We start from the raw sequence: 20,818 nt of genomic DNA, 5'->3' as shown, positions 1-20,818 counted from the left end.
CGGTTACATACCGAACCCGGAAGCTAAGCCTCACAGCGCCGATGGTACTGCAGGGGGGACCCTGTGGGAGAGTAGGACACCGCCGAACAATTTTTGGGAAAACCCCCGCATCTTCGATGCGGGGGTTTTCTGCGTTCAGGGTGGTATCGGCGAGATCGGCGGCGTGGGATCCACGGTCCCGAGGGGGCGGCATCAGGCGGATCAGAGTCGTCCCGCCGCCTTGAGGGCCAGATAGGCGTCCGCCAGGGCCGGCGCCAGATCCTCCGGCGTCGCGTCCACCACCGTCACCCCGTGACGGCGAAGGTGTTCCGCGGTACGCCGACGCTCGCTCTGCGCCTGAGCCGCTGCCGCGGCCTCGTACACCGCCTCCGCACTGCCACGGGCCTGTGCCATGTGGGCGATGCGCGGATCCGCCACCGAGGCCACCAGAACAGTGTGGCGCTGGGTGAGCTGCGGAAGGACCGGAAGCAGCCCCTGTTCCACCGGAGCCGCGTCCAGTGTCGTCAGGAGCACGATCAGCGAACGTCGCGGTGCCGTCCGCAGGATCGTCCCGGTCATGCCACGCGCGTCCGTCTCGACCAGTTCGGGTTCCACTGTGGCCATCGCGGTGATCAGGGACGGCAGCACGTCGCGCGCCGAACGGCCCTGTACGAGGGCGCGTACGCGGCGGTCGTAGGCCAGCAGGCCGACGCGGTCGCCGGCGCGTGCGGCGAGCGTCGCCAGGAGCAGTGCCGCGTCCATGGACGCGTCCAGGCGCGGGGCGTCGCCCACCCGGCCGGCCGAGGTGCGGCCGGTGTCCAGGACGAGAAGGATGTGCCGGTCGCGTTCGGGCCGCCAGGTGCGGACGGCGACGGCGGACTGCCGCGCGGTGGCCCGCCAGTCGATCGAGCGGGTGTCGTCTCCGGGTACGTACTCGCGCAGGCTGTCGAACTCCGTTCCCTCGCCGCGGGTCAGCACGCTGGTGCGACCGTCGAGTTCACGCAATCGGGCGAGTTTCGCCGGGAGGTGCTTGCGGCTCGTGAACGGGGGGAGGACTCGTACTGTCCAGGGCAGTCGGTGAGTGCCCTGGCGGGAGAACAGGCCGAGAGGGCCGTAGGAGCGGATGGTCACGCGGTCGGCCTGCCGGTCGCCACGGCGGGTGGGCCGCAGCCGGGTCGTCACGCGCCGGCGTTCGCCCGGGGGCACGGTCAGCCGGTGCCGGGAGGCCTCGCTCTCGGTGCCCGGCTGCCAGCTGCTGGGCGGCCACGCGTCCCGGAGCCGGGCGCGCAGCAGACGGGGAGAGGGGTTGGTGACCGTGAGGGTGACATCGGCGGTCTCACCGAGGCGGGCGGAGGTGTCGCCGGAGCGGGTCAGGGCGAGACGGCGTACGGGGGCGGCGAGCGCGTAGTCGCAGGCGCAGGCCAGGGCCAGGGGGCCGTTGACCGCGAGCAGGCCCGTCCAGCCCGGTTCCAGGATGCCGACGGGGATCGAGCCGAGGGCCGCGACGAGAGCGGCACGTCCGGTGAGTGCCATCAGCGCGGGACCGGGACATGGGCGAGGACGGCGCTGATGACCGAGTCGGCGGTCACGCCCTCCATCTCGGCCTCGGGACGCAGCTGGATCCGGTGACGGAGGGTGGGCAGGGCCAGGGCCTTCACGTCGTCGGGGATGACGTAGTCGCGGCCCGTCAGCCACGCCCAGGCGCGTGATGTGGCGAGCAGGGCGGTGGCGCCGCGCGGGGAGACGCCCAGGGTGAGGGAGGGCGACTCGCGGGTGGCGCGGCAGATGTCGACGACGTAGGCGGTGATCTCGGGGGAGACGGTCGTCTTGGCGACGGCGGCGCGGGCCGCAGCGAGGTCGGCGGGCCCGGCGACGGGGCGCACGCCGGCGGCGCGCAGGTCGCGGGGGTCGAAGCCCGAGGCGTGGCGGGTGAGGACGTCGATCTCGTCCTGGCGGGACGGCAGAGGGACCGTCAGCTTGAGCAGGAATCGGTCCAGTTGCGCCTCGGGAAGAGGGTAGGTGCCCTCGTACTCGACCGGGTTCTGGGTCGCGGCGACCAGGAACGGTTCGGGGAGCGGGCGGGGAGTGCCGTCGACCGTGACCTGGCGCTCCTCCATGGCCTCCAGGAGGGACGACTGGGTCTTGGGCGGGGTGCGGTTGATCTCGTCCGCGAGGAGGAGGTTGGTGAAGACCGGGCCGGGCTGGAAGGAGAACTCGGCGGTGCGGGCGTCGTAGACGAGGGAGCCGGTGATGTCGCTCGGCATCAGGTCGGGGGTGAACTGGACGCGCTTGGTGTCGAGTTCCAGAGCGGACGCGAGGGCGCGGACGAGCAGTGTTTTGGCGACCCCGGGGACCCCTTCGAGCAGTACGTGCCCGCGGCAGAGAAGGGCGACGACGAGGCCGGTCACGGCGGGATCCTGGCCGACCACGGCTTTGGCGATCTCGGCGCGCAGGGCTTCCAGGGCGGCCCGGGCGGTGCCCGCGTCCCCGGTCCGCCCGGCGTTGTCAGTGGTCGGGGCCATCATGAACGGCGTACCTCTCTTTCGAGGGCGTCGAGTCGGTCGGTGAGTGCGATGAGGGCCGCGTCGTCGCCGGGCGGCGGTCCGAACAGGAGGGAGTGCAGGTCCTGTCCGTCACCGGTGAGGTGGGCGGACAGGGCGGGGAGCAGGGTCTCGGGCGTGTGCGCCCGGGCGAGGGGGACGCCGACGAGGGGGGCGAGGCGGGTGCGGGTGGCGGAGCGTAGAACGGTGGCCGCGCGGTCGCGGGCGTTGGCCTTGCGGTAGAGCCGGGCGCGGCCTTCGGTGGTCTCCGAGGCGCGGATCGCGACGGGGAGTCTCTCGGCGACGAGGGGGCCGAAGCGGCGTGCCCGCCACACGGCGGCGAGGGCCGCCGCGACGAAGAGTTGCAGGGTGGCCCAGAGCCATCCCGCGGGGAGCAGGTCGAGGAAGTCCTTCCGCTCGCCCGTGCCGGTGGCGGAGGCGTCGGACAGTGAGGGGAGGTACCAGACCAGATGGGGGCGCGAGCCGAGGAGTTGAAGGGCGAGCGAGGCGTTGCCCTGCTCGTCGAGGCGGTTGTTGCTGAGGATGTCGGGCGCGCCGAGGACGACGGTGTCGCCGCTGCCGGAGTCCGCGGGGACGCGCAGCAGCGTGGCGAGGCGCTCGCTGGGGTAGCAGGAGTCGGCGCCGAGATGGGTGGTGGTGTAGCGGATGCCGCCGGTGTCGGCGCTGCCCGCCCTCCGGGCCTCGGGCAGGCGGCAGTGGGGGGCGAGTGCGGAGTGGAGGCTGGTGGCGGGGTCCGCGGTGACCCCGGGGGCGAGCCGTTCGACGGACCAGCTGCCGGCTGCGACGAGGACGGTCCGTCCGCCGGAGGACGCCGTCGCCGCGTGCAGCTGTTCTTGTTGACGGTGCGTCAGCCGGTCGGGCACGGCGACCAGCAGGGTGGTGTCCGGGCCGGTGGCGGCGCGGGCCGCGCCGAGCGTGGTGACGACACGGGTGGACACGCCGTGCGCGGCGAGGAGCTGGGCGACGGCGCGGCTGCCGTAGGGGTCGGCGGAGCGCGGGTCCAGGTCGCCGTGCCGGCTGGTGGAGCGCACGGCGGCCATGGCGACGGCCGCGGCCAGGATCAGCACGGCGGCGAGCGCGACGCCCCGCGCGCGGGTCCACACACGGCGTCCGGTGGGCGCGGTGGAGGTGGCCGTGGCCGGAAGCTCGGTGATCACTGGGCGGCCCCCTGGCGGGTGCCGTGGGCCTGGCCGGCGGCGCTGTCGGTGAGATGCGGCCGGGTGTGTTCGACGTCGCGGTCGAGTGCGGCGATGCGGTGGTACGACTGTGCGCTCGCCCCGCGCCCGCCGTATGTGACGTCGTCGAACTCCCGGGCCGCGGCGCGCAGCCGGTCCGCGTGCGCGGGAAGGACGCGGCCGGCCTCGAAGGCTGCTTCGTCGGCGGTGCGGCCGGGGCGTACGTCGAGCAGGGCGCGTTCCTCGAGGGAGCGGACGAGGGCGCGCACGATCTCCTGGACGGCCTGGTTCCAGTGGCCCCGGGCGGCGTGTGCCTCGCCGGCCGCGCGGTGGTCGGCGGCGCTGCGGGGGCGGTCGTCGAACAGGACGGCGGCGGAGGCGAGCCGGCGGCGCGGGATGCCGAGGCGCCACCAGAGAGCGGCCAGGACGGCGACGACGAAGAGGATCACGACGAGCAGGCCCACCGTGCCGCCGGGTGTCGCCGAGGCGGCCGAGCCGAACAGCCGGTCGAGCCAGTCCCAGAACGCGTTCAGGGCGCGCTGGAACGGGCTGGGGTCGTTCTCGTGGTACATCCGCCGGGACAGCTCACGCCGGGCTGCTTCCCGCGCGGGATCACGCGGGATGGTCACCGGCGGTTCGTCGCCCGAGCCGCCGGCTGCGAGGACGGCGGTGTCCGTGGCACGCAGCAGGCGTCGTACGGCCGTGACGGTGGCCCCGGGTGGGGCCGCCGCCGTGAGAACGCCCCTCAAGACGCTCACCGCATCAGCTCCCGGGGACGGCGCCGGGGGTGCCGGTGCCGTAGTCCTGGACGCCGGCGGCGCGGGCCAGCTCGAGGTCGAGGGCCTCGCGGCGGATGCGCTGGTCGATGTAGAGGAGCACGGTGACGCCGGCGCTGATCGGGAGGGTGAGCGTGGTGCCGATCAGGGAACCGATCCCCCGGATGATCAGGAACGTCCAGCCGACGTGTCCGTTGCCGGTGGTGAGGAAGTCGTTCATGCCGTGGCCGCTCACGGCGGCGCCGACGGCGGCGAAGGGGATGGTGACGATCGCCGAGACGATGCCGGAGATGATCCAGGCGAGAGCCTGGATGCCGAGGACGCGCCACCACGCGCCGCGTACCAGCTTGGCGGAGCGGCCCAGGGCCTTCACGGCGCCCTGTCGTTCCAGTACCAGGGCGGGCGCGGCCAGGTTGTAGCGGATCGCCAGCCACATCGCGACGACCACGGCCCCGAGAAGGCCGAGGGCGAGCAGCGCGGATCCGCCGGCGTCGCTGCCGCCGGTCTGCCGGACCAGGAGACCGGGCAGTGCCCCGGCGACGAACACACCGCCGATGATCAGGCCGAGCAGGAGCAGCAGGCCGGCCAGCCTGGGGAGCTGCGGCCGGGTCTCACGCCAGGCCTCGCCGATGCCGATCGGCCTGCCGAGTACGGCGCGGCTCGTGATGGTCGCGAGCAGGGCGGTGGCGACGATGACGGCGGCTGCGGAGATCACCGTGACGACGCCCGAGCCGATCATGGTCTCGCGCAGGGCGCGGAACACCTCGTCGGGGGTGGCGGTGCGGCTGTCCAGGGATGTCCGGGCGAGGGCGTCGTCGAGGACGAGGCCTTGCAGGACGACCATGCTGATGTCCGTGATCAGGGCGACTGCGAGGGCGATGCCGAGGACCGCGCGCCAGTGCGCGCGCATGGTGGACACGGCGCCGTCGAGTATCTCGCCGACGCCGAGGGGGCGCAGCGGGATGACACCGGGCTTGGCCGCGGGCGGGGGGCCGCCCCAGCCGCCGCCCCAGGCGGGGTAGCCGCCGGGCTGGCCGTAACCGGCGTGACCGGGGCCGGGGACGGGGCCGCCCCAGCCACCGGGGCCGCCGGGGTGCCGGCCGTCCCAGCCGGGGCCGGGCGGCGGGGGCGGCGGAGTCTGGTCCGGGCTGGGGGCACCGGTGGGCGCGGGCCAGTGGCCGGGCGGCGGCTGGTCCTCGGACCATTTCGCGCCCGGGTCCTGCGCCTCCGCGCCCGCCTGCGGCGCGGGGCCGGCGGTGCCGGGGCGGTCGGCGGGCTCGGCAGGGCCGGACGCACCGGGTTCCCGCCCCTCGGGCGACGGGGCGGATCCGGGCGAGGCCCAGCCCGGAGTGTCTGTCATCGAAGCTCCTTCTCGGTGCCCTTCCGCGGTCGCGGCGGCAGGTTGGCAGCCATCGTGCCATGGGCCGGTCATGGCACGACCGGCCGCGGTAGGGGGTGGCCACCTTCAATTGTCCGCCGATTCCGGGGCAGACTGACGGCATGGCTGATCAGCAGGCGCGAACCGGTGAGGACAGGCGGCCGACCGAGATACCGGCGATCCGGTGGGAGGAACCACCCGAGGGGCCGGTAGTGATCCTTCTCGATCAGACGAGACTTCCGGCCGAAGAGGTCGAGCTGGTGTGCACGGACCCGTCGGCGCTGGTGGAGGCGATCCGTTCGCTCGCCGTGCGCGGGGCGCCGCTGCTCGGGATCGCGGGGGCGTACGGCGTCGCGCTCGCCGCCGCGCGCGGCTTCGACGTCACCGATGCGGCGCGGGCACTCGAGGAGGCCCGGCCCACGGCGGTGAACCTGTCCGTCGGCGTGCGCCGGGCCCGGGCCGCGCACCAGGCGGCGCTGGCCAGTACCGGTGACCCCACCGCTGCCGCGGTGGCGACGCTCGCCGCGGCGCGGGCGCTGCACCGGCAGGACGCCGAGGCCAGCGTCCGGATGGCCGCCCATGGTCTGGCCCTGCTGGACGAACTGCTGCCCGCCGGCGGGCACCGGGTCCTCACGCACTGCAACACCGGCTCGCTGGTGTCGGGTGGGGAGGGCACGGCCCTCGCGGTGGCGCTCGCGGCGCACCGGGCGGGGCGGCTGCGGCGGCTGTGGGTCGACGAGACGCGTCCGCTGCTGCAGGGTGCCCGCCTGACGGCGTACGAAGCGGCCCGCAGCGGCATGGCGTACACCCTGCTCACCGACAACGCGGCGGGTTCCCTGTTCGCGGCGGGCGAGGTGGACGCCGTGCTGGTCGGGGCGGACCGGATCGCGGCCGACGGTTCGGTGGCGAACAAGGTGGGGAGCTATCCGCTCGCCGTGCTCGCCCGGTACCACCATGTGCCCTTCGTGGTGGTGGCGCCGCTGACGACCGTCGACCCGGACACTCCCGACGGGGCGTCCATCGAGGTCGAGCAGCGTCCCGGCTACGAAGTGACCGAGATCGTGGCGCCGCAGGTGCCGGTGACGGGAGCGGGGGGCGGCATTCCGGTGGCGCCCCTGGGAACCCAGGCGTACAACCCGGCGTTCGACGTGACGCCGCCCGAGCTGGTGACGGCCATCGTCACCGAGGAGGGAGTCGTCTCACCCGTGACGGCCGAGGCTCTCGCGGAGCTGTGCGCCAGGTCGCGTCAGGTGACGACAGGCTGAGGGCGCGATGCCGGCTGGGCCTCGGGGGAGCGGCTCCTCCCGGGGCCCGGGCCCGGCTGCCGGAGCGGAGTTCCGCCGCGGGGGCCGGGGCCGGGGCCGGCTGCCGGTGTCGCGGTGTGGTCTGCTTCGACTTCCGGTGATGCCGGTTGCCCAGGTCCACAGACCGCCCGACTCGCCGGAAGCTCAAGGGGCCATGATCACTCGCCCCATGGCAGCTCCCGCCCGAAGTCTCGGAGCCGACCTCCCGCCGTCCTCAGACGTCCCGCCTGTGAGGGATGTGCACCGGTGGCCGAAGGCAGGACACCTGCTCGTGGCCTGGCTCATTACGACGCCGGCCTTCTGGGCGGTGGGCAGGCTGACGGGAGAGCACGAGGGCATGGTTTTTTGCGCCGTCCTCGCTGCCTGGGTGACCGCGTGCGGTGAGCTTGCGCCCAAGTGGCGTCGGTACCGCCGATCAAGGAAGCAGGCCCGGAACGCTGCCAGTAGCCGGCAACTGGTCGATCGTGCCCCTCTCGTGCCCGTTCAGCCGGGAGACAACGGGGAGCCACGGTTGGTGGCGGACAACGCTCATGAGAACGGCCCCTGACCGATTCACCTGATCAGGGGCTGTTCACCTGCGGTGGGTGTGGGATGTGAACCCACGGTGACTCGCGCCGGTTCTCAAGAGCGTGTGCAGGACATGGCTTGCCGACCCAGCCCCCACGCCCTGAATCGGCCACTCGCGAAGAGGCCGACGCCGGCGAGCACGATCAGCGCGATGGAGGCCACACCGTCCACGGTGACGTGGCGACCCTGGGGCGCCGATGCCCCGAGAAGAGCGCTGATCCCGGCGAAGTCACGGCTGCTGCGGCAAGGAAGACCGCCTGCGCCGCCCACCAGGACGCCGGCCGGCGCGAGCACAGGGCCGAGCCGAGCCATACCCTCTGATCCCCCTCCAGGCCTGTGGTCGACCAGGCTGACATCCGTCGCTGACATCGTCGTCCCCGGACAGGGGCAGACAGTGACGGCCCCGTACGACTATCGTCACAGGCCAGTGAGCCTGCTCACCTGCGCCTCTGTCGTCGTTACGAGAATGGGATGATGTCGTTTATGAAGGGACGAGTCCTTGTCGTCGACGACGACACCGCACTGGCCGAGATGCTCGGCATCGTGTTGCGTGGTGAAGGTTTTGAGCCGTCTTTCGTAGCCGACGGCGACAAGGCGCTGGCCGCTTTCCGTGAGTCCAAGCCCGATCTCGTGCTGCTGGACCTCATGCTGCCCGGACGGGACGGCATCGAGGTGTGCCGGCTGATCCGGGCCGAGTCCGGGGTGCCGATCGTGATGCTCACGGCGAAGAGCGACACCGTCGATGTCGTCGTGGGCCTGGAGTCGGGCGCCGACGACTACATCGTCAAGCCGTTCAAGCCGAAGGAGCTGGTGGCGCGGATCCGGGCGCGGCTGCGCAGGTCCGAGGAGCCGGCGCCGGAGCAGCTGACCATCGGTGACCTGGTCATCGACGTGGCCGGGCACTCCGTGAAGCGGGACGGGCAGTCGATCGCGCTGACCCCGCTGGAGTTCGACCTGCTGGTCGCGCTCGCGCGCAAGCCGTGGCAGGTGTTCACGCGCGAGGTGCTGCTGGAGCAGGTGTGGGGCTACCGGCACGCGGCGGACACGCGGCTCGTCAACGTACACGTCCAGCGGCTGCGCTCCAAGGTCGAGAAGGACCCGGAGCGGCCGGAGATCGTGGTGACCGTCCGTGGCGTCGGTTACAAGGCCGGACCGAGCTGACATGCCCGGGGACAGTGCCGCTTCGGCCCCCGGCAGGTCCGGGACCCGCCCGGAGCGGCCTGTCGGCCGGGCGGCCATGGGTGCGCGGTTCAGGCGGTTGTTCCAGGGCGGGCTGCCGCGGGCAGGTGTCCAGGGCAGCCCGGTGCTGCGACTGCTCCTGCGCTGGGTGCGCCGTCCGCTGCTGCCGGTGATGCGGCTGTGGCGGCGCAACATCCAGCTGAGGGTCGTCGCCACGACCCTGCTGATGTCGCTGGGTGTCGTCCTGCTGCTGGGTTTCGTCGTGATCGGGCAGGTGCGCAACGGCCTGCTCGACGCGAAGGTGAAGGCGTCGCAGAGCCAGGCCACGGGCGGGTTCGCGGTGGCCAAGCAGAAGGCCGACGAGGCGGCCGGCGGGACCGGTGCGGGTACGGCCGCCGGGACCGGTGCCGGTGACGGCACGGTGACCCCGGACGGGCGGCAGTCGCAGAACGTCATCCCGTGGATGAGCGACCTCGTGGAGTCGCTGTCCAGCGGCGGCGCGGGCGCCTTCGACGTGGTGACGCTGCCGGTCGGTGACGACAGCGGCGGCGGACGCAGCCCGCGCGGCTCCGGGAATGTCAGCCCGACCTCGAGCGTGCCCGCGGATCTGCGTGAGCGGGTCAACAGCGGTACGACGGCCGCCCAGAGCTACACGCGGATCGTGTACTCCAACGGCAAGGAGTCCCAGCCTGCGCTGGTCATCGGCAAGCAGGTCAACGACCCCAACGGACGGTCGTACGAGCTGTACTACCTCTTCCCGCTCACGCAGGAGGAGAAGTCCCTGAGCCTGGTCAAGGGGACGCTGGCGACCGCCGGGCTGTTCGTGGTCGTGCTGCTGGGCGCCATCGCCTGGCTGGTGGTGCGGCAGGTGGTCACGCCGGTGCGGATGGCGGCCGGGATCGCGGAGCGGCTGTCCGCGGGGCGGTTGCAGGAACGGATGAAGGTCACCGGCGAGGACGACATCGCGCGTCTGGGCGAGGCTTTCAACAAGATGGCGCAGAACCTCCAGGTGAAGATCCAGCAGCTGGAGGATCTGTCGCGGATGCAGCGCCGGTTCGTGTCGGACGTCTCGCACGAGCTGCGCACCCCGCTGACCACCGTCCGGATGGCCGCCGACGTCATCCATGAGGCGCGTGAGGATTTCGACCCGGTGACCGCGCGGTCGGCCGAACTGCTCGCCGACCAGCTGGACCGGTTCGAGTCGCTGCTCGCGGACCTGCTGGAGATCAGCAGGTTCGACGCGGGGGCGGCGGCGCTGGAGGCCGAGCCGATCGACCTCAGGGAGGTCGTCCGGCGGGTGGTCGGTGGCGCCGAGCCGCTCGCGGAGCGCAAGGGCACCCACATACGGGTGCTCGGCGACCAGCAGCCCGTGGTCGCCGAGGCGGACGCCCGGCGTGTGGAGCGCGTACTGCGCAACCTCGTCGTCAACGCCGTCGAGCACGGCGAGGGCAGGGACGTGGTCGTCAGGCTCGCCGCGGCGGGCGGGGCGGTGGCCATCGCGGTGCGTGACTACGGCGTCGGACTGAAGCCGGGTGAGGCGACCCGTGTGTTCAGCCGTTTCTGGCGGGCCGACCCGGCACGCGCGCGTACCACCGGTGGTACGGGCCTGGGGCTTTCCATCGCCCTGGAGGACGCGCGGCTGCACGGCGGCTGGCTGCAGGCGTGGGGTGAGCCGGGCGGCGGCTCGCAGTTCCGGCTGACGCTGCCCAGGACGGCGGACGAGCCGCTGCGGGGCTCCCCGATACCGCTGGAGCCCAAGGACTCACGCCGCAACCGCGGCCTCGACGACGCGGGCCGGCGCCGTGGGGACGAGGAGAAGCGGGCGACGGTTCCGGTGCAGCAGGGCGGCGCGCAGGCGCCGGCGCTGCCGCCGCGGGCATCGATCGCGCCGCGGCTGGCGCCCGACAGCCCGGCCGCCGACCCGACGGCCCTGCCCGGTAGCGGCGCGCGCGTGGTGCCCCGGCCCGCCGGTGGTGCACGACGCCCGGACGACACACCGGGCGCCGGTCCGGCAGCCGCCGAGGATATGGACGGGTCGGACATGGACCGGTCGGACCTCGACCGGCAGAACGGGGACCGGCCGGACGCCGGCCGGCCGGACAGGTCCGCGTCGGACGCGGCCACGCTGGAGGACTCGAACCAGCCAGGGGAGGCATTTCGTGGCCGCTGACCGCACGGGGGGCGCACGGCGGCGGCCGGGGCGCGCGGCGGCGTACGCCGCCCTGGGCATCGTGCTGCTGGCCGGGTGTGCCTCGATGCCCGACAGCGGGGACCTGCGGGATGTGGATTCCACCCCGCGACAGGACACCGGCGTACGGGTGTTCGCCATGCCGCCCGCCGAGGGCGTCGGTCCCGGCGAGATCATGCAGGGCTTCCTCGAGGCCCTGACCAGCGACGACCCCGGGTACGACACGGCGCGCAAGTACCTGACGGCGGACGCGGCGCGGGTCTGGCGGCCGGAGCGGTCGACGACGGTCCTCGCGAACGGCCCGAGCATCGCGACCAACTGCAACCCGGGGGGCCGGGAGGAGACCAACAGCGCGACCTGTGTGCTGACCGGCGCCCAGGTCGCCACGGTCGACTCGCAGCAGGCCTACCAGCCCGCCGAGGCTCCCTACCGCAAGAAGCTGCACCTGACGAAGAACCCCAAGAGCGGGCAGTGGCGCATCGACGGGCTGCCCGACGGCGTCGTCATGGGCAAGTCGGACTTCCAGCGGAACTACACCTCCGTCGACAAGTACTACTTCGCCTCCGACACGGCGGACGAGTCCGGCGGACAGCCCGTGGCGGTCGCCGATCCGGTGTTCGTGCGCAGCAAGGTGGACCCGATGACGCAGCTGGTCCGCTCGCTGCTGCACGGCCCCACCGCGTGGCTCGGCCCGGTGGTCCGGTCGAGCTTCCCGACGGGCACGGCGCTGAAGAAGGGCGTGTCCGGGCTGGCACCCGACGACCAGAACAGGCTGACCGTGCCGCTGAACCTCAAGACCTCCCAGGTCGCGGCCGGCAAGTGCACCGAGATGGCGACGCAGGTGCTGTTCACCCTGCGCAATCTCGTGCCGACGCTGGACTCCGTGGAGTTGCAGGGGGCGGCCGGCGACCGGTTGTGCGAGGTGAGCGAGGAGCGCGCGGAGTCCGCCGCCTGGCACGGGTCGGCCAGACGCCCCGAGTACCTGTACTTCCTCGACGGCAAGCACCGGCTGGTGCGGATGCCGACCGGCAGCGCCGGCACCGGTACCGGCGCAGACCGGGTGCCCGGACCGCTGGGCGAGGGGGGCAAGGGGTTGCGGTCGGTGGCCGTGTCGCGGGACGAGGACACCGCGGCCGTGGTCGGCGACCAGGGCGCGTCGCTGTACACGTCGTCGCTGACGGCGGACGGTTCGCTGGGCGACCCGCTGGTGACCAGCGGCGGTGCGGCGCCGGCGGAGCGGCTGGCCACGCCGAGCTGGGACGCCCGCGGTGACCTGTGGGTGGCCGACCGGGACCCGCGTCGGCCGCGGCTGTTCGTCCTGGAACAGGGCGGTGACAAGCCGGAGCAGGTCGCGGTCCCGGATCTGCCGGGCCGCATCACGGACGCGCGGGTGGCCGCCGACGGGACGCGGATCGCGCTGGTCGTGGAGAAGGACGGCAAGCAGTCCGTGTCGATCGGCCGGATCCAGCACGACGACGGCACCGGGCAGGGCATCTCGGTGGACGGACTGCACTCGCCGGCACCGGACCTGGAGGAGGTCAGCGCCATCTCCTGGGCCGGTGACAGCAGACTGCTCGTCGTCGGCCAGGAGCACGGGGGCGTGCAGCAGATGCGGTACGTCCAGATCGACGGTTCCGCGCTCGACAGCCCGGCACCCGGCGCGCTCCCCGGCGTCAAGGCGATCGCCGCCTCCGAGAACGAGCGGGTACCGCTGGTGGCCCACTCGGATGACGGGATCGTACGGCTGCCGTCCGGCGCGCAGTGGCAGAAGATCGACAAGGACGGGACGGCGCCCGTCTATCCGGGCTGAGGGCGCGGGCCCGGCGACGTCCGGCGCCGGCGTGGACGCACGCCGGTCGCTGTGGGCACACACCCGCCGGCGTGGGTGTGCGCCCCGCACCGGGCGGTGCTCGGCGTTTTCCGCAGGGGTTTTCCACAGGGGTGGCAGGCCGGCGGCGGCGTTGGCACAGTGGTGGGCATGCGGGGGTGGTGGCAGGACCTCACCGACCTGGTGCTGCCGGCCGACTGCGCGGGCTGCGGGGCACCTCGTACGGCGCTCTGCCCGCGCTGCCGGGCCGTGCTGGACGGACGCGCGGCGCGGCGCGTGCGGCCGGTACCGGAGCCGGCCGGGCTGCCGCCGGTGCACGCGGTCGCGCCGTACGCGGCGGAGGTGCGGACCCTGCTGCTCGCCCACAAGGAGCGCGGCGCGCTGGCGCTCGCCGGGACGCTGGGTGCGGCGCTGGCGGGAGCCGTGCGGGCCGGCCTTCGCGGACGGGTGGCCGGTGGCGGGCCGGGCGGGCGTCCGTGGCACGGGCCGGTGCTGCTGGTTCCCGTGCCGTCGGCCCGGTGGGCGGTGCGGGCGCGCGGGCACGATCCGGTACGGCGGATGGCGCTGGCGGCGGCCCGGGAGCTGCGGTGTACCGGGACACCGGCCTGGGTGGCGGCCGTGCTGCGGCAGCGGCGGGCCGTGGCGGACCAGGCCGGTCTGGACGCGCGGCGGCGCCTGGAGAACCTCGCCGGTGCCCTGGAAGTCACCCCGGGGGGCGGTCGGCTGCTCGGTGCGGGCGGCATCGTGCTCGTCGACGACCTGATGACGACGGGCGCCAGTCTCGCGGAGGCGGCGCGGGCCGTGCGGGCGGCGGCGGTATCTCGTCGCGATGGCGGAACGGCTGTGTATGCGGCCGTAACCCGGGAAGGTAGGGGAGAACGACGGAACGGTGCCCGACCGGAGGAGAGGAAGTGGGTGCTGGGTGCACCGGAATTGGCAGTACCGAACGCCCCCGGGCGGATGCTCCACGCCGCGGTCGTCGCCGCGCCGTGGGATTCTTTCGAAACGAACAGGAACTGACCGTCGACCTGCGTCGTTGCAGGTAGTGAGAGGGTTGTGAGAGGGGTTATTCACTCCAACGGAGGTACGTCGTAGTAGAGGGTGACGCCATCCGTCCGGGCGAGATATGTTCGGTTGCGAGGAAAGGCGCAGGCCACACCTCTCATATCCGAATGCCGTGTTGCGGGTTTTCGCAATCACCCGCACCGGTGGGGTGAGATCCGGTGGGGTGAGATCTCGTCCATGGGGGAGGAGGAGGTGGAAGTCACCGAGTCCGAGGTCCGGTGATCACCGGACCTGGTGCGAAAGGGAGATGCTCCGCCGAGACAGCGGAGCGATCCGGGAACGGAGTTCTGCGTGGACATCGTCGTCAAAGGCCGCAAGACCGAGGTGCCCGAGCGGTTCCGCAAGCACGTGGCCGAGAAGCTGAAGCTGGAGAAGATCCAGAAGCTCGATGGCAAGGTGATCAGCCTCGACGTCGAGGTGTCCAAGGAGCCCAACCCCCGACAGGCGGACCGCTGTGACCGAGTGGAGATCACGCTCCGCTCCCGCGGTCCGGTGATCCGGGCGGAGGCAGCGGCCAGCGACCCGTACGCGGCACTCGACCTGGCGGCGGAGAAGCTGGATGCCCGGCTCCGCAAGCAGCACGACAAGCGGTACTCGCGCCGGGGCGCACGCCGGGTGTCGGTGGAGGAGATCGCCGACCACGTCCCGGGCGCGGCGACACTGAACGACAACGGCCTCCTCGTCCAGGAGGAGGAGCAGCAGGACGCGGTGCCGACCAAGAAGATCGGCTCGCTGGAGATCAAGGGCGAAGGCCCCCTCGTCGTCCGCGAGAAGACCCACGTCGCCTCCCCCATGAGCCTCGACCAGGCCCTCTACGAGATGGAACTGGTCGGCCACGACTTCTATCTGTTCGTCGACGCCGAGACGAAGGAACCGAGCGTCGTCTACCGCCGGCACGCCTACGACTACGGCGTGATCCACCTCAGCACGGACCCGATGGTCACCGAGACGGACCCCCACGCGGCGGGTGGCACGCTGGGCGGCTGACCCGCCCTGCCTGAAGCTCGGCCGGTGCCCCTGGAGCGCCTGTGCGCCCCCAGGGGCACCGATGTGCGACCACTTCACGCCCCGCACGTCACCTCGGTGTCGCCCGGGCATGGAATCATGGCCGCACCGGCCCAACCGGTGGGCCGCTGCCTTGGGTTGGCGATGGCACAGGACCACAGGCCACAGCCTTCAGGGGGAGGAACGATGGCGGACACCTTCGGAGCGATGCGGGACGGGGGCGCCGGCGACGATGTCATCGGCAGGGACCCGGACGCGGACTCCGCACGCAAGGAGCCGATCAGGGTCCTGGTCGTGGACGACCACGCCCTCTTCCGGCGCGGCCTGGAGATCGTGCTCGCGGCCGAGGAGGACATCGAGGTCGTCGGCGAGGCGGGCGACGGCGCCGAGGCCGTCGACAAGGCCGCCGACCTGCTGCCCGACATCGTGCTGATGGACGTCCGCATGCCCCGGCGCGGCGGTATCGAGGCCTGCACCTCCATCAAGGAGGTCGCGCCCAGTGCGAAGATCATCATGCTGACGATCAGCGACGAGGAGGCCGACCTCTACGACGCGATCAAGGCGGGCGCGACCGGATATCTCCTCAAGGAGATCTCGACCGACGAGGTGGCCACGGCCATTCGCGCGGTGGCCGACGGGCAGTCGCAGATCAGCCCCTCGATGGCGTCGAAACTCCTCACCGAGTTCAAGTCGATGATCCAGCGCACCGACGAGCGCCGGCTGGTGCCCGCGCCGCGGCTGACGGACCGGGAGCTGGAGGTCCTCAAGCTCGTGGCGACGGGGATGAACAACCGGGACATCGCCAAGGAGTTGTTCATCTCCGAGAACACCGTGAAGAACCACGTCCGCAACATCCTGGAGAAGTTGCAGCTGCATTCCAGGATGGAGGCCGTGGTCTACGCGATGCGGGAGAAGATCCTTGAGATCCGCTAGCCCTGTCCGAGCAGCCCGGTCAGCTCTCTGGTGAGGGCCTCGCGCAGCTCGGGCGCGTCCACGCGTTCCACGCGCACGTCCGTGCAGTTCACCCATGCCGCCGCCTCGACGAGTGCCTGGGCGACCGCCGGGGCCGCCTTCGGGCCGTCCAGGGTGACCTGCCTGGCCACCAGTGTGCGGCCCTCGCGGGCCGGGTCCACGCGTCCGACCAGCCGGCCGCCGGCGAGCACCGGCATCGCGAAGTAGCCGTAGACCCGCTTGGGCCTGGGCACGTACGCCTCCAGGCGGTGGGTGAAGCCGAAGATCCGCTCCGTGCGTGCCCGCTCCCAGACCAGGGAGTCGAACGGCGACAGCAGCGTGGTGCGGTGCCGGCCGCGCGGCGGCGTCGCCAGGGCCGCGGGGTCGGCCCAGGCCGGCCTGCCCCAGCCCTCGACCTCCACCGGCACCAGGCCCGAGTCGGCGATCACCGCGTCGACCTGCTCGCCCTTGAGCCGGTGGTAGTCGGCGATGTCCGCGCGGGTGCCGACACCGAGGGACTCGCCGGCCAGCCGGACCAGGCGGCGCAGGCACTCGGTGTCGTCCAGCTCGTCGTGCAGCAGCTCCTCGGGGATCGCGCGCTCGGCGAGGTCGTACACCCGCTTCCAGCCGCGCCGTTCCACGCACACCACCTCGCCGTACATCAGCGCGCGCTCGACGGCGACCTTGGTGCCCGACCAGTCCCACCATTCACTCGTCCGCTTCGCGCCGCCCAGTTCCGTGGCGGTCAGTGGGCCCTCCGTGCGCAACTGCTTGACGACCTGGTCGTAGACGCCGGCGGGGAGGTCGTGGTTCCAGTGCGGGCGGTTGCGGTAGGCGCGGCGGCGGAAGGCGAAGTGCGGCCACTCCTCGACGGGGAGGATGCAGGCCGCGTGCGACCAGTACTCGAAGGCGTGGGCGTCCGACCAGTACGCGCTCTCCACGGCCTTGCGGCCGACCGCGCCCAGGCGGGCGTACGGCACGAGCTCGTGGGAGCGGGCGAGGACCGAGATCGTGTCGAGCTGTACCGCGCCGAGATGGCGCAGCACCCCGCGGACACCGGCGCGCCGGTCGGGCGCGCCGAGAAGGCCCTGGGCCCGCAGCACGATCCGGCGGGCGTCGTCCGCGGTGAGGGTGATGGTGGGGCGCGGGAGGGTCGTCATGGGTCGGACGATAGAGGGTGCCACTGACAGGCCCCCGCCGGGCTGTGCGTTCGTCACGAACGGGCGGGCAGGTACGGGGCGGTGGAGGGCAGGCCGAGGTCCGAGGGGAGGAGGGAGCCGACCCAGCAGTCCCGGCGTACTCCCTTGTTGTTGAGGGCGGAACGCAGGGTGCCCTCGATGGTGAACCCCGCGTGTTCGGCCACCGCGCGGGACGCGTGGTTGCCCACCTCGGCGCGCCATTCGACCCGGTCGACGCCGACCTCGGTGAAGATCCACCGGCAGGCGGTGAGGGTGGCCTCGGTCATGTAGCCGTTGCCGCGGTGCTCCCGGGCCGTCCAGAAGCCGATCTCGGCCGTGCCCAGTGAACGCATCGTCAGGCCGAGCACGCCGGCCAGTCCGCCGCCGGTGAGGAACACGCCGAACGCGAACATGGACGCCTGCGCCCAGCCGTCGGGGACGATCTGCTCGGTGAAGGTGAGCGCGTGTTCGGGCAGATAGGGCGAGGGGATCGTCGTCCAGCGCCGGATGTCGGGGTCCTGTACGGCCGCGTACACCGCGTCGGTGTCGGCGGGGCCGACGGCGCGGAGCACGAGACGGTCCGTGGTGAGCGTGACGGGTCGCATCGCCCGATTCTGCTCGGCTCGCCCCCGGGTGGCCATCCGGTCTCGCGCCGTGTGATCGAGCGCTCACGTTTCGCGCAAAATCCGGCCAGGCGCGGCACCATCCGGCCGCCCCGTCCGTTGTCCCGGGTGGAGCAGCCGTCGCGCCGCCAGGCCTCCCGGCGCAGCCGGGTCCTCGCATACGATGGCCGTTGCTCAGTACGTCACAAGGAAACCCGACCGTCCCAGGCCCGACCGGCAAGGAGACCAGCCCCCGTGTCCGTCCTCTCGAAGATCATGCGTGCAGGCGAAGGCAAGATCCTGCGCAGGCTGCACCGCATCGCGGACCAGGTCAACTCCATCGAAGAGGACTTCGTCGACCTCTCCGACGCCGAGCTGCGCGCCCTCACCGATGAGTACAAGCAGCGGTACGCCGACGGCGAGAGCCTGGACGACCTGCTCCCCGAGGCGTTCGCCACCGTGCGCGAGGCCGCCAAGCGTGTCCTCGGCCAGCGTCACTACGACGTCCAGATGATGGGTGGCGCCGCGCTGCACCTCGGCTATGTGGCCGAGATGAAGACCGGTGAGGGCAAGACCCTCGTCGGTACGCTGCCCGCGTACCTGAACGCGCTGTCGGGGGAGGGCGTCCACCTCATCACGGTGAACGACTACCTGGCCGAGCGTGACTCCGAGATGATGGGCCGCGTCCACAAGTTCCTGGGCCTGGAGGTCGGGTGCATCCTCGCCAACATGACGCCGGCTCAGCGCCGTGAGCAGTACGCGTGCGACATCACCTACGGCACGAACAACGAGTTCGGCTTCGACTACCTGCGCGACAACATGGCCTGGTCGCAGGACGAGCTGGTCCAGCGCGGCCACAACTTCGCCATCGTGGACGAGGTCGACTCCATCCTCATCGACGAGGCCCGTACGCCGCTGATCATCTCCGGCCCCGCCGACCAGGCCACCAAGTGGTACGGCGACTTCGCCAAGCTGGTCACGCGCCTCAAGCGCGGCGAGGCGGGCAACCCGCTCAAGGGCCTGGAGGAGACCGGCGACTACGACGTCGACGAGAAGAAGCGCACGGTCGCCATTCACGAGTCCGGGGTCAGCAAGGTCGAGGACTGGCTGGGCATCGACAACCTCTACGAGTCGGTGAACACCCCGCTCGTGGGTTACCTGAACAACGCCATCAAGGCCAAGGAACTGTTCAAGAAGGACAAGGACTACGTCGTCATCGACGGCGAGGTCATGATCGTCGACGAGCACACCGGCCGTATCCTCGCCGGCCGCCGCTACAACGAGGGCATGCACCAGGCGATCGAGGCGAAGGAAGGGGTGGACATCAAGGACGAGAACCAGACGCTCGCCACGATCACCCTCCAGAACTTCTTCCGCCTGTACAAGAAGCTGTCCGGCATGACCGGTACGGCGATGACCGAGGCCGCCGAGTTCCACCAGATCTACAAGCTCGGCGTGGTCCCCATCCCGACCAACAAGCCGATGGTCCGCGCCGACCAGTCGGACCTCATCTACCGCACCGAGGTCGCCAAGTTCGAAGCGGTCGTCGACGACATCGCCGAGAAGCACGAGAAGGGCCAGCCGATCCTCGTCGGCACCACCTCCGTCGAGAAGTCGGAGTACCTGTCGCAGCAGCTCAGCAAGCGCGGCATCCAGCACGAGGTGCTCAACGCCAAGCAGCACGACCGCGAGGCGCAGATCGTCGCCCAGGCCGGCCGCAAGGGCGCCGTGACCGTGGCCACCAACATGGCCGGCCGTGGTACGGACATCAAGCTCGGCGGCAACCCCGAGGACCTCGCCGAGGCGGAGCTGCGCCAGCGCGGCCTCGACCCCGAGGAGCACATCGAGGAGTGGGCCGCGGCCCTGCCGGCCGCCCTGGAGCGGGCCGAGGCGGCGGTCAAGGCCGAGAAGGACGAGGTCGAGTCCCTCGGCGGGCTGTACGTCCTGGGCACCGAGCGGCACGAGTCGCGGCGCATCGACAACCAGCTGCGCGGCCGTTCCGGCCGTCAGGGTGACCCCGGCGAGTCCCGCTTCTACCTCTCCCTCGGTGACGACCTCATGCGGCTGTTCAAGGCGCAGATGGTCGAGCGCGTGATGTCGATGGCCAACGTGCCGGACGACGTGCCGATCGAGAACAAGATGGTCACGCGCGCGATCGCGTCCGCGCAGGCGCAGGTGGAGACGCAGAACTTCGAGACGCGTAAGAACGTCCTGAAGTACGACGAGGTGCTCAACCGGCAGCGCGAGGTCATCTACGGCGAGCGCCGGCGCGTGCTGGAGGGCGAGGACCTCCAGGAGCAGATCCAGCACTTCATGGATGACACGATCGACGCGTACGTCGCTGCGGAGACCGCCGAGGGCTTCCCCGAGGACTGGGACCTGGACCGGCTGTGGGGCGCCTTCCGGCAGCTGTACCCGGTGAAGATCACCATCGAGGAGCTGGAGGAGGCGGCCGGTGACCGCGCGGGTCTGACCGCCGAGTTCCTCTCGGAGTCCATCAAGGAGGACATCCACGGTCAGTACGCCGCCCGCGAGGCGCAGCTCGGCTCCGAGATCATGCGGGAGCTGGAGCGCCGGGTCGTGCTGTCGGTCCTGGACCGCAAGTGGCGCGAGCACCTCTACGAGATGGACTACCTCCAGGAGGGCATCGGCCTGCGCGCGATGGCGCAGAAGGACCCGCTGGTCGAGTACCAGCGCGAGGGCTTCGACATGTTCACCGCCATGATGGAGGGCATCAAGGAGGAGTCCGTCGGCTACCTGTTCAACCTGGAGGTCCAGGTGGAGCAGCAGGTCGAGGAGGTCCCGGTCGAGGAGGCCCTGCCGGTGGGCGAGGGCGTGCACGACACGGTGCCGGCGCAGGCGGGCGCGCGTCCCGAGATCCGCGCGAAGGGGCTGGACGTTCCGCAGCGCCGGGATCTGCACTTCTCCGCGCCGACGGTGGACGGCGAGGGTGGCATCGTCGAGCGTGACCTGGAGGACGAGGAGCCGGTGCGGTCCGAGTCGGACGGGCTCACGCGTGCCGAGCGCCGCCGGCAGGCCAAGGGCGGACGCCGCCGCAAGAAGTGACGCCGACGCCGGACAG

General features: G+C 72.0%; 15 protein-coding genes and 1 rRNA gene. 9 read left to right on the top strand and 7 right to left on the bottom strand.

From position 1 onward, the window contains the following. Positions 1–88, top strand: a 5S ribosomal RNA gene (gene rrf, locus ACF1BE_RS17310); the annotation flags it as partial. A gap of 113 nt (positions 89–201) precedes the next feature. Here the strand turns inward: rrf and ACF1BE_RS17305 are convergent. From ACF1BE_RS17305 to ACF1BE_RS17285, 5 genes are read right to left on the bottom strand one after another with little or no spacing between them, the layout of a single operon-like run. Next, on the bottom strand, positions 202–1,512 hold the full coding sequence (locus ACF1BE_RS17305) for a DUF58 domain-containing protein (RefSeq protein WP_392199865.1): 1,311 nt from the start codon (positions 1,510–1,512) through the stop codon (positions 202–204). After that, positions 1,512–2,501, bottom strand: a complete 990-nt coding sequence (locus ACF1BE_RS17300) for an AAA family ATPase (protein ID WP_392199864.1) — start codon at positions 2,499–2,501, stop codon at positions 1,512–1,514. Before ACF1BE_RS17300 ends, ACF1BE_RS17305 begins: the two co-directional genes overlap by 1 nt. After that, complete coding sequence (locus ACF1BE_RS17295; RefSeq protein ID WP_392199863.1) at positions 2,501–3,697, bottom strand: DUF4350 domain-containing protein; 1,197 nt, start codon at positions 3,695–3,697, stop codon at positions 2,501–2,503. The genes ACF1BE_RS17300 and ACF1BE_RS17295 overlap by 1 nt, the downstream gene beginning before the upstream one ends. Then, complete coding sequence (locus tag ACF1BE_RS17290) at positions 3,694–4,473, bottom strand: DUF4129 domain-containing protein (RefSeq protein ID WP_392199862.1); 780 nt, start codon at positions 4,471–4,473, stop codon at positions 3,694–3,696. Before ACF1BE_RS17290 ends, ACF1BE_RS17295 begins: the two co-directional genes overlap by 4 nt. A 4-nt stretch (positions 4,474–4,477) precedes the next feature. Continuing rightward, positions 4,478–5,851 carry a hypothetical protein gene (locus ACF1BE_RS17285; protein ID WP_392199861.1) on the bottom strand — a complete coding sequence of 458 codons (1,374 nt, stop codon included), beginning with the start codon at positions 5,849–5,851 and terminating at the stop codon, positions 4,478–4,480. A 140-nt stretch (positions 5,852–5,991) separates the two neighbouring features. Here ACF1BE_RS17285 and mtnA point away from each other — a divergent pair, with 140 nt between their 5' ends. The 7 genes from mtnA (at position 5,992) to ACF1BE_RS17250 (ending at position 15,938) form a co-directional block, all read left to right on the top strand. Further along, on the top strand, positions 5,992–7,134 hold the full coding sequence (gene mtnA, locus ACF1BE_RS17280) for an S-methyl-5-thioribose-1-phosphate isomerase (protein WP_392199860.1): 1,143 nt from the start codon (positions 5,992–5,994) through the stop codon (positions 7,132–7,134). A gap of 1,077 nt (positions 7,135–8,211) precedes the next feature. Further along, positions 8,212–8,901 (top strand): two-component system response regulator MtrA, encoded by a 690-nt coding sequence (gene mtrA, locus ACF1BE_RS17275; protein ID WP_187279108.1) that lies wholly within the window; start codon positions 8,212–8,214, stop codon positions 8,899–8,901. Position 8,902: 1 nt separating this feature from the next. Then, a complete protein-coding gene (gene mtrB / locus ACF1BE_RS17270; RefSeq protein WP_392199859.1) occupies positions 8,903–11,089 on the top strand; it encodes an MtrAB system histidine kinase MtrB in 2,187 nt (728 codons plus the stop codon). Next, positions 11,079–12,917, top strand: a complete 1,839-nt coding sequence (locus ACF1BE_RS17265) for an LpqB family beta-propeller domain-containing protein (RefSeq protein ID WP_392199858.1) — start codon at positions 11,079–11,081, stop codon at positions 12,915–12,917. Before mtrB ends, ACF1BE_RS17265 begins: the two co-directional genes overlap by 11 nt. 168 nt (positions 12,918–13,085) lie before the next feature. Beyond that, the gene (locus ACF1BE_RS17260; protein WP_392199857.1) at positions 13,086–13,955 is read left to right on the top strand and encodes a ComF family protein; all 870 of its coding nucleotides are present in this window, start codon (positions 13,086–13,088) and stop codon (positions 13,953–13,955) included. A 336-nt stretch (positions 13,956–14,291) separates the two neighbouring features. After that, positions 14,292–14,987: a ribosome hibernation-promoting factor, HPF/YfiA family gene (gene hpf, locus ACF1BE_RS17255; RefSeq protein ID WP_392199856.1), complete on the top strand. Its 696-nt coding sequence runs from the start codon at positions 14,292–14,294 to the stop codon at positions 14,985–14,987. Positions 14,988–15,191: 204 nt separating this feature from the next. Next, positions 15,192–15,938 (top strand): response regulator, encoded by a 747-nt coding sequence (locus ACF1BE_RS17250; protein ID WP_392199855.1) that lies wholly within the window; start codon positions 15,192–15,194, stop codon positions 15,936–15,938. Here ACF1BE_RS17250 and ACF1BE_RS17245 read toward each other — a convergent pair. Continuing rightward, a complete protein-coding gene (locus ACF1BE_RS17245; RefSeq protein WP_392199854.1) occupies positions 15,935–17,116 on the bottom strand; it encodes a winged helix-turn-helix domain-containing protein in 1,182 nt (393 codons plus the stop codon). The two genes, ACF1BE_RS17250 and ACF1BE_RS17245, sit on opposite strands and share 4 nt — an antisense overlap. A 53-nt stretch (positions 17,117–17,169) precedes the next feature. Then, on the bottom strand, positions 17,170–17,739 hold the full coding sequence (locus ACF1BE_RS17240) for a GNAT family N-acetyltransferase (RefSeq protein ID WP_392199853.1): 570 nt from the start codon (positions 17,737–17,739) through the stop codon (positions 17,170–17,172). A gap of 252 nt (positions 17,740–17,991) precedes the next feature. Between ACF1BE_RS17240 and secA the strand changes: the two genes are divergently transcribed. Next, positions 17,992–20,802, top strand: coding sequence for a preprotein translocase subunit SecA (secA, locus tag ACF1BE_RS17235; RefSeq protein ID WP_392199852.1), 2,811 nt, complete (start codon positions 17,992–17,994; stop codon positions 20,800–20,802). The last annotated feature ends 16 nt before the right edge of the window (positions 20,803–20,818 follow it).

Source organism: Streptomyces sp. NPDC014991 (assembly GCF_043080665.1).
Taxonomy (GTDB): Bacteria; Actinomycetota; Actinomycetes; order Streptomycetales; family Streptomycetaceae; genus Streptomyces.
This window is presented reverse-complemented; position numbering and strand designations above follow the sequence as displayed.

What these genes read in the sequence shown, in the direction of transcription:
- ACF1BE_RS17305 (WP_392199865.1), bottom strand. Translation starts at nt 1,512, where the DNA reads ATGGCACTCACCGGACGTGCCGCTCTCGTCGCGGCCCTCGGCTCGATC.
- ACF1BE_RS17300 (WP_392199864.1), bottom strand. Translation starts at nt 2,501, where the DNA reads ATGGCCCCGACCACTGACAACGCCGGGCGGACCGGGGACGCGGGCACC.
- ACF1BE_RS17285 (WP_392199861.1), bottom strand. Translation starts at nt 5,851, where the DNA reads ATGACAGACACTCCGGGCTGGGCCTCGCCCGGATCCGCCCCGTCGCCC.
- mtnA (WP_392199860.1), top strand. Translation starts at nt 5,992, where the DNA reads ATGGCTGATCAGCAGGCGCGAACCGGTGAGGACAGGCGGCCGACCGAG.
- mtrA (WP_187279108.1), top strand. Translation starts at nt 8,212, where the DNA reads ATGATGTCGTTTATGAAGGGACGAGTCCTTGTCGTCGACGACGACACC.
- mtrB (WP_392199859.1), top strand. Translation starts at nt 8,903, where the DNA reads ATGCCCGGGGACAGTGCCGCTTCGGCCCCCGGCAGGTCCGGGACCCGC.
- ACF1BE_RS17260 (WP_392199857.1), top strand. Translation starts at nt 13,086, where the DNA reads ATGCGGGGGTGGTGGCAGGACCTCACCGACCTGGTGCTGCCGGCCGAC.
- ACF1BE_RS17250 (WP_392199855.1), top strand. Translation starts at nt 15,192, where the DNA reads ATGGCGGACACCTTCGGAGCGATGCGGGACGGGGGCGCCGGCGACGAT.
- ACF1BE_RS17245 (WP_392199854.1), bottom strand. Translation starts at nt 17,116, where the DNA reads ATGACGACCCTCCCGCGCCCCACCATCACCCTCACCGCGGACGACGCC.
- ACF1BE_RS17240 (WP_392199853.1), bottom strand. Translation starts at nt 17,739, where the DNA reads ATGCGACCCGTCACGCTCACCACGGACCGTCTCGTGCTCCGCGCCGTC.